We start from the raw sequence: 12,933 nt of genomic DNA on the forward strand, positions 1-12,933 counted from the left end.
CGATGCCAGACCGGCTCCGCCTATTGGGGGGTGTAGGCGTTGCCGGAGCCGAGGAATTTTTTGGTCGCGCCCTGCGCGTCGGACTGCGCTTGGGTCCGAACGGCACGCTCGATCACATCGGCACGGTATTGGGCCGCCATCAGCGTCTGGAGCTGGAACTGCTGCTTGGCGACGAGGGCGAGCAGCTGGTTCGTGGCCTGCTGCGCCTGAAGCGCACCCTGTGCGCCCTGGCTCCGTTGGACGATGCCGTTCAGCGTCGCAGCGTCGGCGGCGACATTCTCCACCACCTGCGCCTGCACGGTCATGGTGTGCTTGTAGGCATCCATCGACGCATCGAGCCGGGCGCGCGCGTCGACGACGTGCTGGTTGTTGGTGAGCGCCTGGTTGAAGCTCGTCGGGAACATCGACCGGAACTGCTGATCGAGCCCTGCGACGCGGAACTGGATCGCCTGTGCCTGGCCCATCAGCTGGTCGATCTGCTGGATCGTCTGGGTGATCGCCTGAAACTCGGGGAACGTGATCGTCGTCAGGTTTTTGGCCTGGTTGATCAGGCTCTGCGCCTGGTTCTGCAGCATCTGGATCTGGTTGTTGATCTGCTGCAGCGTGCGCGCGGCCGTCAGGATGTTCTGGCTGTAATTGCCCGGGTCGAACACGGTGAGTTGCGCCCGCGCCGGCGTGGTGGTCGTGACCACGCCCATCACGAGCGAGCCAGCGGCACCGACCGCAAGCGCGCTGGCCATCAGGTATTTCTTGAAAGGCAGTTTCGTCGTCATCGTCATTCTCCTCGGGGCTGGAGGGTCAGGGAGCGGGAAAGTCGGCGAGCAGATCGGCGGCCCAGCCGAGGTCGGCGTCGCGCAGGAAGCGGGCGGCGAAACCTTCGGGGTCGTCTTCGGCGAGGATGGTCTCGATCCGGCGCTGGCTGGCCGGATCTGAGGCACCGCAAAGCGCGAGCGCGATCGGCCCGAGCCCCAGCTCGAACAGGCGGTTTCCGCGCGCGGATTGCAGATAATAGTGACGCTTTGGCGTGGCCCGGCTGATAAGCTCGATTTGGCGATCGTTGAGGCCAAAGCGGGCGTAGGCTTCGCGGCTCTGCGGCTCGATCGCACGGTCATTGGGAAGCAGGATGCGCTGCGGGCAGCTTTCGATGACAGCGGGCGCGATGCTGCTGCCTGCCACATCTGCGAGGCTTTGCGTCGCGAACAGCACCGCGACGTTCTTCTTGCGCAGTGTCTTAAGCCACTCCCGGATGCGCGCCGCGAAGAGCGGATGGTCGAGAAAGATCCAGGCTTCGTCGAGGATCAGCAATGTCGGCCGGCCGTCGAAGCGTTCCTCGAGCCGATGGAACAGATAGGTCAGGACCGGCGCGACGACGCTTGACTGGCCGAGCAGCGCCTCGGTCTCGAAGCACTGGACGTCGGCGAAGGCGAGACCGCTTTCGCTTGCATCGAGCAACCGGCCGTGCGGTCCGTCCAGCGTATATGGCTGGATCGCGGTGCGGAGCGCGTTCGACTGGAGCAGCAGCGCCAGTCCGGTCATCGTGCGTTCCTGCGGGGGTGCCGACGCCAGGCTGCCGAGCGCCGACCAGACCGCATCCTTGACCTCGGGAGTGACGGTCACGCGCTCAGCATCGAGGAGCGCCGCGATCCATTCGGCTGCCCAGCTCCGTTCGACGGCATCGTCGATCCGCAGCAACGGCTGGAACGCTAGGGTATCTCCGTCCGAAGCACCGAGCGCGTGGTGCGCGCCCCCCATCGCCAGCACTGCGGCGCGGGCTGAAAGGCCCTTGTCGAAAATGTAGACCTGCGCGTCGGCGTAGCGACGGAACTGCAACGCGATCAGCGCCAGCATGACCGACTTGCCAGCGCCGGTCGGACCGACCAGCATCATGTGACCGACGTCGCCGACATGGGTGGAAAGCCGGAAGGGCGTCGATCCCGCGGTCTGCGCGACCAGCAGCGGCGGCCCTTCGAGATGGGCATTGCCGATTGGCCCTGCCCATACCGAAGACAGCGGCATCAGATGCGCCAGGTTCAGCGTGTGGATGATCGGCTGACGGACATTGGCATAGACATGGCCGGGAAGTGACGAGAGCCAGGCCTCGACGGCGTTGACACCCTCGCGGATCGTCGTGAAGCCGAGGCCGCCGATGATCCGCTCGACCTGCCGGATCTTGGCTTCGACGCCTGCGCGGTCCTCGTCGCTGACGGTGATGGTCGTGGTCAGATAGCCGAAGGCGACATGGTCACCGCCGAGCGCCTGAAGCGCGATGTCAGCGTCTGCCACTTTGTTGTCGGCGTCACTGTCGAGCAGCTGGACCGGCTGGTTGTATAGCACTTCGCGCAGAAGCGCGGTGATCGACTTGCGCTTGTTGAACCACTGGCGGCGGAGCTTGGTCAGGAGCCTGGTCGCATCGGTCTTGTCGAGGGCGATGAAGCGGGTGACCCAGCGATAGGCGAAATCGGCCTCATTGAGTGCGTCGAGAATTCCGGGCCGGCTGACGTTTGGAAAGCCGACGACCGTGAGCGTGCGCAGATGCCGAGACCCAAGCATGGGTTCGAGACCGCCGACCAGCGGTGTGTCGGCGAGCAGTGCATCGAGATACATAGGCGTCTCCGGCACCGCGACCGGATGGTGCCGGCTGGAAACCGCACCATGGAGGTAGGTCAGCGTCTCGGTCGACGAGAGCGCCCGCACCTCGGGCATGAACGCGGCGAACAGGTCGAGCGCGCGATCCGTCTCCGCGATGAAGCTCGCCAGCGCGCCGCGCCAATCGCGCCCCCCGACGGCGTCGGGCCGATCGACGAGGGATCGACCCGCGGCATCGGCGCCGTCGGCAGCGGGCAGCCAGACGAGCGTGAGATGGTAGCGGCTCTCGAAATGGGCACATTCCGCCTCGAAGCGCGCCCGCCGTTCCTCGTCGACGAGCCAGGACGCCGGATCGGGGAAGCTCCCTGCCGGATAGCCGAGCGCCTCGCGGCGCTCGGCATCGAAGAACAGCGCCCACCCTGTGCCGAACCGCTTCAGGACATTGTTCGCTCGCGCGCAGGCCGATACGAGCTCGGCTTCAGTTGCGCTCTCAAGGTCGGGTCCGCGGAACGCGAGCGTCCGCTGGAAGCTGCCGTCCTTGTTGAGGATGACGCCTTTGTCGACCAGAGCCGCCCAGGGCAGATGATCGGCGAGCCGATCGGCGCGCACGCGATATTCACGCAGGCTCAGCATGCGAGATAGCCCTTCTGTCTGAGATGGCGGACGAGGACCGGCACGAACGACGGATCGTGCCGGGTCGCGAAGACGGCGATGCTGTGCCCGACGGCCCAGACGACGATCCCGGCGATCCACTGCTGCAGACCCAGGCCGATCGCTGCGGCCAGCGTCCCGTTGACGATCGCGAGACCGCGGGGGGCACCGCCGAGGAGGATCGGCGCTCCGAGGCTCCCGTGGATGGGAACCTCGAAGCCTTCGATATGCTCGCTCACGCGATCAGCGCTCCGCCGCCGAAGCTGAAGAAGCTGAGGAAGAAGCTTGACGCCGCGAACGCGATCGAGAGGCCGAAGATGATCTGGATCAGCCGTCGGAAGCCGCCGGCGGTCTCGCCGAATGCGAGCGTCAGGCCGGTGACGATGATGATGATCACTGCGACGATCTTGGCGACCGGCCCCTGCACGGAATCGAGCACCTGCTGGAGCGGCTGCTCCCACGGCATGCCGGTGCCTGCGGCGTGCGCCTTGCTGGCGAGCGCCAGCCCGAGGCCGATCACGGCTCCCGCGATAAACGTGGTGCGACGGTCGGGAATCAGACAAGCAGTCATGGTCGTGCTCCTTGGGGCTTGGGGGGTGGAGAGGTGTCGGCGAGCGCGTAGCCGCCTTGCGCGTCGAGGCCGGTCACCCGCGCGATCGTCTCGATCCGACGCGAGGTCCCGCGGCCGGTGATGAAGACGATCATGTCGATGGCCTCGGCGATCAGCTGGCGCGGCACGGTGACCACCGCCTCCTGCACCAGCTGCTCGATGCGGTAGAGCGCGGCGATCGCACTGTTGGCGTGGACGGTGGCGATGCCGCCCGGATGTCCCGTGTTCCAGGCCTTGAGCATGTCGAGCGCTTCAGGGCCGCGGACCTCGCCGACGATGATGCGGTCGGGCCGGAGACGCATGGTCGAGCGAACCAGGTCGGTCATTGTGGTAACACCGGGGCGCGTGCGCAGCGCGACGGTGTCCGGCAGAGGGCACTGCAGTTCGCGGGTATCCTCGATCAGGATGACCCGCGCATCGACCCAGGACATCTCGGCGAGCAGGGCATTGGCCAGAGTGGTCTTGCCCGAACTCGTCCCGCCTGCGACCAGGATGTTGTAGCGCTGGGTGACCGCCGCTCTCAGCGTATCGGCCGCAACCTCCGACATGATCCCGTCGCTTACATAGTCGTCGAGCGTGTGGAGGCGCTCCGCGGGCTTGCGGATCGAGAAGCACGGCCCGGTCGAGACGGGCGGAAGCACGCCTTCGAACCGCTCGCCGGCGCGGCCCTCCAGATGGGGCGGCAGTTCCGCCGAGATGATCGGCCGATCTCCATGGATCTCGGCGCGGGCATGGCTCGCCACGAGGCGGATGATCCGCTCGACCTGATCCGGCTCGATCCTGACGCCCGTGTCGACGCGGCCTTCGCCGAGACGGTCGAGCCGGAGCGCGCCGTCGGGGTTGACCATGATTTCGATGACGTGGGCGTCTGCGAGCGCGAGCGCTATGTCCGGCCCCATAGCGGTGCGCAGCATCGCGCGGCGGCGGTCCCGGGCGAGCGAGCCGTTCATCGGTCCTGCTCCGTCCCGATCGTCCGCCGACCGGCGGCAACCTGCCGGCCGACCTGCGCGACGAATGCCTCGAACCGCTCCCGGCCGACTGCACGGCCGGCCTGATCGCCGTCGGCGAGCGGTGCCTGGATCGACAGCTCGAACCGAATGAACAGAGCCAACGTCTCCAGAATGACATGGCCGTCGCGCTCGATCCGGGAGAGCGCGGTCGACATGCGATCGAGCCGCAGGCCGAACCGGTCATCGAGTTCGGACGAGCCGCGGCGATTGAGCCAAGCCGTCAGGGCGTCGACGAGAATCGCAGACTTCGATGCACCCGGTTTCGCTGCAAGCGCTTCCAGCCTGTCGCTGAGCGGCTTGGGGAGGAACAGCTGATGGCGGACTTTCTCGACCATGGTCAGAAGTCCAGCTGAAGGTCGTCGGGACGCGACGATGCGGAATCGATCGCGTACACGGTGCGCGACGCGGCCAGCGAGCGAGCCTGATCCATTGTCCGCTGGTCGGTCGCGACGTCGCTGTCGTCGTCGCCAAGACCCAGCACGTCGGCCGTTGCCGGTTCGAGCGGCGCCGCCTGCTCGATTTCGTGGGCGGGGTGCCGAACCTGCTCGAGGCCGCCGCCGGTTTCCTCCCCGGTCTCATCCACGATCTCGCCGAGACGGGAGTCGATACCGCGGACATGATCGTGCCAGTCATTCGAGCGCGCCTCCGGAAGATCGGCATAGCGTCCGTTGCCAAGAGTTGGCGAAGGAAGGATGCGGGCCTTGAAGGTGCGATCCTCGTAATAGCGCAGCTTCTTCGCGCGCACGGGCGCGTGGCCAGCAACGAGCACCAGTTCGTCAACCGGCGGCAACTGCATCACCTCGCCGGGCGTCAGCAGCGCGCGAGCGGTCTCCTGCCGGCTGACCATGACATGAGCGAGCCAGGGCGCGAGCCGATGGCCGGCATAGTTGCGCATCGCGCGCTGCTCGGTAGCGGTGCCGAGCGCATCGGAAATACGCTTGGCGGTGCGTTCGTCGTTAGTCGCGAAGGCAACGCGGACGTGGCAGTTGTCGAGAATGGCGTTGTGCTCGCCATAGGCTTTCTCGATCTGATTGAGGCTCTGGGCGATCAGGAAGGCGCGAACCCCGTAGCCGGCGAGAAAGGCCAGGCTCGTCTCGAAGAAGTCGAGACGACCGAGTGCCGGGAACTCGTCGAGCATCATCAGAAGGCGATGACGACCCGGCTTGTTCTCGGCATGGAGATGCTCGGTGAGACGACGTCCGATCTGGTTGAGCACGAGCCGGATCAGCGGCTTGGTGCGGCTGATGTCGGATGGCGGCACGACAAGATAGAGCGAGACCGGGTGGCTGCCTTCGACCAGGTCAGCGATGCGCCAGTCCGATGCGGAGGTGACCGCGGCGACGGTCGGATCCCGGTAAAGCCCGAGGAACGACATTGCCGTGGAGAGGACGCCCGAGCGCTCGTTCTCGCTCTTGTTGAGCAGTTCGCGCGCTGCCGAGGCCACGACCGGATGGACTGCCGGCGCTTCAGCGGTGCCGAGATGATTGGTTGTCATCATGGCGCGCAGCGTCGCGACGAAGGGGCGCTGCGGATCGGAAAGGAAGGTCGCTACGCGAGCAAGCGTCTTGTCGGCATCGGCGTAGAGGATGTGCAGGATCGCGCCGACCAGCAGCGAATGGCTCGTCTTCTCCCAGTGGTTGCGTCGGTCGAGCGCCCCTTCGGGGTCGACGAGGATGTCCGCGATGTTCTGGACGTCGCGCACTTCGTCCGCGCCGCGGCGCACTTCGAGCAGCGGGTTGTACCGCGCGGAACGGACATCGGTCGGGTTGAAGAGCAGGCAGTGCGAGAAACGAGCGCGCCAACCAGCGGTCAGCTGCCAGTTCTCGCCCTTGATATCGTGGATGACGGTCGAGCCCGACCAGCCGAGCAGTGTCGGTACGACGAGGCCGACGCCCTTGCCCGAGCGGGTCGGCGCGAACGCCATGACATGCTCGGGGCCGTCGTGCCGGAGATAGCGCTCGCCTAGCCTGCCGAGAAATATGCCGGCGTCGCTGAAAAGGCCCGCAGCCTTGGTTTCGCGAACGGAAGCCCAATGCGCCGAACCGTATGTGGTGACGTTGCGCCGCTGCCGCGCACGCCAAAGCGAACCTGCCACCGCCGCACCACATCCGATGAAGCCGCTGGCGCCGGCAATCGCGCCCGCTCGGTCGAAGACATGCGGCGCGTAAGCGTCGAAGTGATACCACCAGATGAAGATCGCCCAGGGCCGATAGACGGGAATCCCGTCGATCATTGCCCAGGGCGATCCAAGCTCGGGCTGGTAGGCGAGTGCCGCTGCCGCCCATTGTGTCGCAGACCAGATGCCCGCGAGCACGATCGCGAAGACGACCAAAATCTGGCCAATCAGGAGTTTGGTAGGTGTCATGCGGGCCTCCGCCCGCACGAGATTCAAGCTTGCGAGCTTGGGCTTAAGTCTCTTTGGTTTGGAGGGAAAAAGTCAGAACCCATCTGGTGACATTGCGTACCTTTTCGGGGCCATTCACGCGCAATAGGAATTATTTGCGGGCAAAGGTTCGCGGCATGCGCGCTAGATGAGAGGCCGCAGAACCGAGATTCGCGAGAGATTAAGGACTCAAGGATGGATGAAGTCTCCGGAGTTGCACTCCCCGTAGTCGATCTCTCAGATTTCTGGGACGAGGACGCCGAAGGTGTGCTCCTTGGTGGCGTCGATTCCGTCGTAGTGTATATCCCGCTACCCAGCATCGGCTATTCGAACTCGCACATCGACATCTGCGAGGACTTGATCGAAGCGTCGTGGACGGCGGAGCAGCTGGCCACGGCAGCAGAGGCCGTGGATGTCGAGCATGACTATCCGCCTGGCACGCACAAGGTTCGGCTGAAGCTGACGTTCCGCCGACCTAGCCTCGATTTCCTCCCGAGGTTGCTCGAATGCGCGGTTCTCTTTCGTGATCTCGACGAGAGTGATCCGGAGCAAGAAGCTCATTTTCGCCGCACGCGGGACGCGGTTGTGGGCTATCAGGATCAGCTGGAGGAGCTGGCTCCATTGGCCCCTGACATAGTTGACTGGTATTACGCCAATCTGGTGGGCGGCGCATATGCCCAGATGCGCTACGACGCGCCCGACTATTACAAAGACGAGATCACCAGATTTCCGGAGCGCAGGACCGGGTTCTACAAAAGCGGGTTCAGCCACATGCTCGGGCGGTCGTGCTACGCGTCGCCGGACAGCTGGCTTGTCCCATCCGGTGTTCCACTCGATCGCTTTTTCGCGGCAACCGGGCAGAAATACGAGCCCGAGACATTTCTAAGCGGAGAAGTGCTGCTGGTCGCGGGAAATTCCTATGTGGTTGCAGACGGTCTCGTCGCGTATTTTCCGATGAACCAGTATTTCAAGTCGAGAGTCTGTGCGAGTCTCGTCCGCGAGAAGGAAGAGGACCCTTACGACACGGAGACCTATGATCCCGACAACTTCGACTGGACGGATGCATCATTCACTCACTCACCGTATCTGGAGCATCTCTGGCGCCGGGTTCACGATCAGCACGGGCATCGGCCCGGTGCGAGGGCGGGCATTCTGATCGACTCCTCGGGAACGCTCGTCACCGTATTCGACGGATTGTTCACCCACGTCCTCTACGACACAAAGACGCTGAATATAGTTGCGCTCAAGGAGCTGCACGAGGAGGTTGGGAAGATCGCTGGTCAATTGTCCAGCGCGATCGGACTGCCGGGAACCTCGCGGCTGTATTGGCAGGAACTCACCGATGAGAGTTTCGAGCAGCTGTGCTACGATGTGATCTATGCTCATCCGCGCTTCGACAGCGACACGATTCGCAAACTTGGCAAGTCGCGGTCGCGCGATGGCGGACGGGACATAGAAGCATTCGACCTGCCCGTGCGGTCTGCCGACCGACCGCGGAAATGGATTTTCCAGTGCAAGCTCGTAACGGACGGCTCATCGCTGACCGGACGAAAGCTGGTGGATGTCGGGGACATGCTGGAGCACTATTCTGCCGAAGGGTTCAGCGTGATGACGTCCGCACTCATCGACGCCACACTCTACGACAAGCTTGATGCGGTGTGCGGAAAGCGCGGAGTCGAGCAGCTTCACTTTTCAGCGATGGAGCTGGAGCGTGCCGTTTCCCGGAGCACGGCGATACGGGACCGTTATTTTCCTTCGGATCGTCGTTCCGCCTCCTAGACTTCCTTTGGGCGACGGCAAGGAGGCATGCGGCCCCAATGGCCATCAGTGGCGTCGGATCACCTCCGTGGGAAGGGCGAAGCCTTGTTTCCCGGTGCCGAATCAGGCGTCGGCCACATCTCCAGTCTCGGTCGTCGTCGTAACTTCCAGATCCTCTTCCGCCGGTCTCTCGAAGGCACTCGGGTCAATGAATGAAGCGTGTTCCTTTTCGAGGAGTCGGATCCTTGGAAGGTTGTCGAGCAGCGAGAATTCCTCGACGAGCTCGCGGAATTTCTCTCCCTGCGGTGTCAAGCAGTTGTAGAACAGCAGCAGCAACTCCTGGTCGGACAGCTGCGCGCGGATCAGTCTCAGATAACGGGCGCTACCGACACCGCTCTCCTTTACGAAGCGGATGACGTTGTAGAGATAGCGGAAGTAGTGGCCTAACTCGAGCTGGTGATCGCGCCAGAAGTCGTTGTATGCAGCGACAACCTTTGTCCGGTCCGCGTCACCTCCCGCCCCCGCCCTCGGCGGCTTTTCCTGCTTTTCGCGGTAGAGCTTGGTGAGGCGCGTGTAGAATACCCGGAAGCAGTCCCGCCCGGTCGTGACCATCCCATCCTTGGACTGCAGATCGATCGAGCTGACGATGGTGTTGTGCAGCGTGAGCATCTGGAAAAAAGTGGCCTCGAAGTTCTGTCGTTCAATGGCCTTGTTCTGAAACTCGAGTGCGTCTGCCGACCGTGCAAACTCCTCTCGCGATTCCCGGAGCTCGGTATGCTGGAGAATGATCGTGATCAGCAGCCCCATGAAAGTGAGGAACGTCAGCAACGGATTGAGGACTCCGCCGAAGAAGTCTCCGAACTCCCCTGGCGTCATCCTCATAATCATGACGAAATCGGCGACCAGAACGATCGCCGTCAGGCCAGCGGCGACACGGAACAGCACGTAGAGCGCTTCGCGCGGCTCCTCCCCGTCGATCAGCTTCAGGAACTGTCGATGCAGCGGGCCCTTCGGTTCGTTCATTCCGCTTCTCCGGCTGCAGGCAGGCGGGCCGCCAGCATCGCCGCGATCTCCTCCACCGAAAATGGTGGCTTCCGACGGTGGGCGACCGAGTGGCAGTTGGGACAGAGAGGCACCAGATCGGTCGCGGGATCGATGATGTAGTCGGGACCCAGCTCGGACACCGGAGTGACGTGATGCACCTCGATCAGGCCTGCTGCGTCGAACCCGTAGACCAGTTCCATGTCCAGTCTGCACGCTTTGCAGCAGTATCCGTGGATGGCCAAGGCCGCAGCTCGGTTGCGACGGTCCCGCTCGTAGCGGTTGACCTCGATCCGGATGCGGGCGCCTTCCGGCAGCCCTTCGACATCGGGGAGCGGCGCATCCTCGATCTGTTCCTCGAGTGGCAGCAGTGCCGTTACCGCGGCGGCAACCCGGCCCGTCCAGCCTTGGACGAGGCGCATATCGCCGGCGTCGTCGCCCGCATTGATGGGCAGCATGCCGCGACGCACTGCCAGCTTCACGCTGGTCCACTCGGTCGACCATATGGCATCGTCGGCCGGATCGGCGGGAGCACCGTTGATCTCGAGTTCGACGGCGGCGCCGTCATCGCGGCAGTCGGTCAGCACGGCGCCGAGCAGGGCCCGGCCGATGGTGTCGGCACGGCCCATTTCGGCGATCAGCTCCTGTGCAAAGGCACCGGGGTCGAAGGTGATGTCGAGCCTGCGCCATCCGATCGCCGTGCGGATGATGAATGTCTCCGCGGCAAGATGGCCGGCCGGATGAAGCTCGATCCACGTGCCGCCGTCGTCACGGCCGGCACGGCCCTCGAACGTCAGTCCTGTTTCCCTCGAGACCGCACGGGCGACCGCTTCGGCGTCAGGCGGCATCCTGCTCGAGCTCCGGCTCCGGCAGGCCCTCGACCAGCTTCTCGAGGATGCGCGAAACCTCGTAGCGGAGGTCCTTGAACAGGTCCTGCGTCTTGTCGCCGCGCATGGTCGAGAGCTCGCCGACCGACAGCGCCCAGAGCAGCGAATCCATGCCCTGCATGGTCACGCTGCGGTTGAAGTTTGGGACGTAGACCTTGCGGTAGTAGGGGTGCGACGTGTTCACCAGCACGGCGCGCTTCCGCTCGATGATGGCGGGCTCGTAGAGCAGGCCGTTCGGAATGCTGTCGACCGGCTTGACGAAGACCTCGCCGGGCTTGTCGGCCGAGCGTACCGGAATCTTGAGCTTGAACCGGCCGTGCGCGTTCTCGACCTCCGCCTCGTCGGCGGCCGGATTGGTCACGCTGACCTTGGCGCCGCCGGCGTCGGCCTCATGGTCCTTGATGTTAGCGTTCGACGTGTCGTGCGCGCCCTGTGCTTTCTTCTGGGTTTCGCGGCGCTGGCCTTCGCGATAGCGGCGGTCGGCCTCGCGGCGCGGTGCCGGCAGGAACTGGTCCTGCAGATAGGTGGCGAGCGCCTCGTCGAGTATGATCTGCGACTTCTTGATGTCCAGCTGGAACGCATCGTCCAGGCGGTGGTCGAACGAGAATTCCACGCGCAGAAGCGTGTAGTGGGGTTCCTTCTGGTAGAGGCCCAGCCAGTCCGATTCGTGGATCAGCCGGTTCTCGCGGTAGACGTAGATTCCCTGCCGATCGGAGGACAGTGCCGCTTCTTTCGCCTGCTCGGGAGTCGGAAACTCCTCACGGCGCGGAAGCGTGTAGGCGCGGAGACTGAACGTCGCCTCCTCGCCTTTTTCGTTTTCGGTCGGCACGTCCTCGGTGCCGACGAGCTCCGACAGCCCCAGCACGAACGGATCCCAGGCCCTCAGCACGATGCCGTTGACCGAGATGCCGACGGTCCGCGCCCTCCCGTCCTTGGGATCGAGAAACCGCTGGTACACCATCGACAGATGCTGGCGGAGGCTGGCAACCTTGCGTTCAAGCGCCTTCTGCGCAGGCTTTCCGGCCTTGTTGGCGAAGTCCGGCAGCAGGCGGTCGACCTTGCCCCAGACCACGACAGTGCCGGAATGCTCGGGAGCCACCGAGTCCAGATGCTCCTGCGCCTCCTCGTCGACGTCGCTGCTCAGCAGCAGCGCCCAGCTCTGCTGTTTCGCGACATGATCGAGATCCCATGTCGCCATCAGCGTCGGCGCATCGCCGGAGGGACGCGACACGAGCGTGAGCGCCCGACAGAAAGCTGTCGACGCCGTCTTGAGGCCGAGACCGTATTTGCCGAGGCTCGCCGGGTTGGGGCGCTTCCTTGCGCCATAGCGCATGGCGTTCTTCAGCCCCTCGAGATCCATCCCGTCGCCATCGTCGGCGATCGACAGGCGGATGTTGCCCCGCCAGTCTAGGGCGAGCGTCAGATCGACCTTCGTGGCGTTCGCCGCGATCGAGTTGTCGACGATGTCCGCTATCGCCGTGTCGAATTCGTACCCAGTGTCGCGCAGGCCCTCGATCATCCGTTCCGGATCGGGCGGGCAGTCAAACTGTTCTTCGAGATCCATTCGTCCCCCCAGAGGCAGTGTGGTCAGAGCGGCACGACGCGCCAGCCCGAACCGAGTTTCAGCGCGCCCGTCGCCGAACGCTGCGGCTGGTGCCGGCGCTGGTACGCGACGCTGTAGCGGCCATCCGCGCTGCGGCTGAGCCGGACGTCATCGCCCGGGACCAGTCCCGCCTCCCGGATGTACTTGGTCATCCGCGTGAGTCTGTATTCGTTCCGCGTTCCGCCGAACAGCCTGTTGTTGTAGTAAATGAACGCGAATTCCCAGAAGTGACCGCTCTCGTCGACGAAGTTGAGCAGACAGCGTGGATTCTGTTCGTCCGGGTCGAGGGACGGAAAAAAGGACAGGATTTCGCGGTCCTTCGGCACGAGAATGCCGGCCTGGTGGCCGCCGGTGTCGCCCGTGTCGTTCGCGCTCAGCGTCTTCGAAATGGTGCGTGCGGTCAC

The 12,933-nt window shown here is 64.3% G+C and carries 12 protein-coding genes; 1 reads left to right on the top strand and 11 read right to left on the bottom strand.

The window, feature by feature from the left end; genetic code table 11:
• Positions 1–20 precede the first annotated feature (20 nt).
• From trbJ to EBMC1_RS01840, 7 genes are read right to left on the bottom strand one after another with little or no spacing between them, the layout of a single operon-like run.
• On the bottom strand, positions 21–779 hold the full coding sequence (gene trbJ, locus EBMC1_RS01810; RefSeq protein WP_003039671.1) for a P-type conjugative transfer protein TrbJ: 759 nt from the start codon (positions 777–779) through the stop codon (positions 21–23).
• A gap of 19 nt (positions 780–798) precedes the next feature.
• Entirely contained in the window at positions 799–3,219 is a 2,421-nt protein-coding gene (trbE, locus tag EBMC1_RS01815; protein ID WP_003039674.1) for a conjugal transfer protein TrbE, read from the bottom strand.
• Positions 3,213–3,476: a VirB3 family type IV secretion system protein gene (locus EBMC1_RS01820; RefSeq protein ID WP_003039677.1), complete on the bottom strand. Its 264-nt coding sequence runs from the start codon at positions 3,474–3,476 to the stop codon at positions 3,213–3,215. The genes trbE and EBMC1_RS01820 overlap by 7 nt, the downstream gene beginning before the upstream one ends.
• Positions 3,473–3,808 (bottom strand): TrbC/VirB2 family protein, encoded by a 336-nt coding sequence (locus EBMC1_RS01825; RefSeq protein ID WP_003039680.1) that lies wholly within the window; start codon positions 3,806–3,808, stop codon positions 3,473–3,475. Before EBMC1_RS01825 ends, EBMC1_RS01820 begins: the two co-directional genes overlap by 4 nt.
• Positions 3,805–4,797, bottom strand: coding sequence for a P-type conjugative transfer ATPase TrbB (gene trbB, locus EBMC1_RS01830; RefSeq protein WP_003039683.1), 993 nt, complete (start codon positions 4,795–4,797; stop codon positions 3,805–3,807). The genes EBMC1_RS01825 and trbB overlap by 4 nt, the downstream gene beginning before the upstream one ends.
• Positions 4,794–5,192 (bottom strand): hypothetical protein, encoded by a 399-nt coding sequence (locus EBMC1_RS01835; protein ID WP_003039687.1) that lies wholly within the window; start codon positions 5,190–5,192, stop codon positions 4,794–4,796. The genes trbB and EBMC1_RS01835 overlap by 4 nt, the downstream gene beginning before the upstream one ends.
• 2 nt (positions 5,193–5,194) lie before the next feature.
• Complete coding sequence (locus EBMC1_RS01840) at positions 5,195–7,222, bottom strand: conjugal transfer protein TraG (protein ID WP_040589128.1); 2,028 nt, start codon at positions 7,220–7,222, stop codon at positions 5,195–5,197.
• Positions 7,223–7,435: 213 nt separating this feature from the next.
• Between EBMC1_RS01840 and EBMC1_RS01845 the strand changes: the two genes are divergently transcribed.
• A complete protein-coding gene (locus tag EBMC1_RS01845) occupies positions 7,436–9,019 on the top strand; it encodes a hypothetical protein (protein ID WP_003039693.1) in 1,584 nt (527 codons plus the stop codon).
• Between the two features lie 102 nt (positions 9,020–9,121).
• Here EBMC1_RS01845 and EBMC1_RS01850 read toward each other — a convergent pair whose 3' ends face one another.
• Genes EBMC1_RS01850 through EBMC1_RS01865 form a run of 4 tightly spaced genes read right to left on the bottom strand, consistent with a single transcriptional unit; the run spans position 9,122 to position 12,933 of the window.
• Positions 9,122–10,021: a putative phage abortive infection protein gene (locus EBMC1_RS01850; protein ID WP_003039696.1), complete on the bottom strand. Its 900-nt coding sequence runs from the start codon at positions 10,019–10,021 to the stop codon at positions 9,122–9,124.
• Positions 10,018–10,887, bottom strand: a complete 870-nt coding sequence (locus EBMC1_RS01855; RefSeq protein ID WP_003039698.1) for an HNH endonuclease — start codon at positions 10,885–10,887, stop codon at positions 10,018–10,020. The genes EBMC1_RS01850 and EBMC1_RS01855 overlap by 4 nt, the downstream gene beginning before the upstream one ends.
• Positions 10,877–12,490 carry an ATP-binding protein gene (locus EBMC1_RS01860; RefSeq protein WP_003039701.1) on the bottom strand — a complete coding sequence of 538 codons (1,614 nt, stop codon included), beginning with the start codon at positions 12,488–12,490 and terminating at the stop codon, positions 10,877–10,879. The genes EBMC1_RS01855 and EBMC1_RS01860 overlap by 11 nt, the downstream gene beginning before the upstream one ends.
• 23 nt (positions 12,491–12,513) lie before the next feature.
• Positions 12,514–12,933, bottom strand: a complete 420-nt coding sequence (locus tag EBMC1_RS01865) for an EcoRII N-terminal effector-binding domain-containing protein (RefSeq protein WP_003039704.1) — start codon at positions 12,931–12,933, stop codon at positions 12,514–12,516.

The organism is Sphingopyxis sp. MC1, assembly GCF_000371385.1.
Lineage (GTDB): Bacteria > Pseudomonadota > Alphaproteobacteria > Sphingomonadales > Sphingomonadaceae > Sphingopyxis > Sphingopyxis terrae.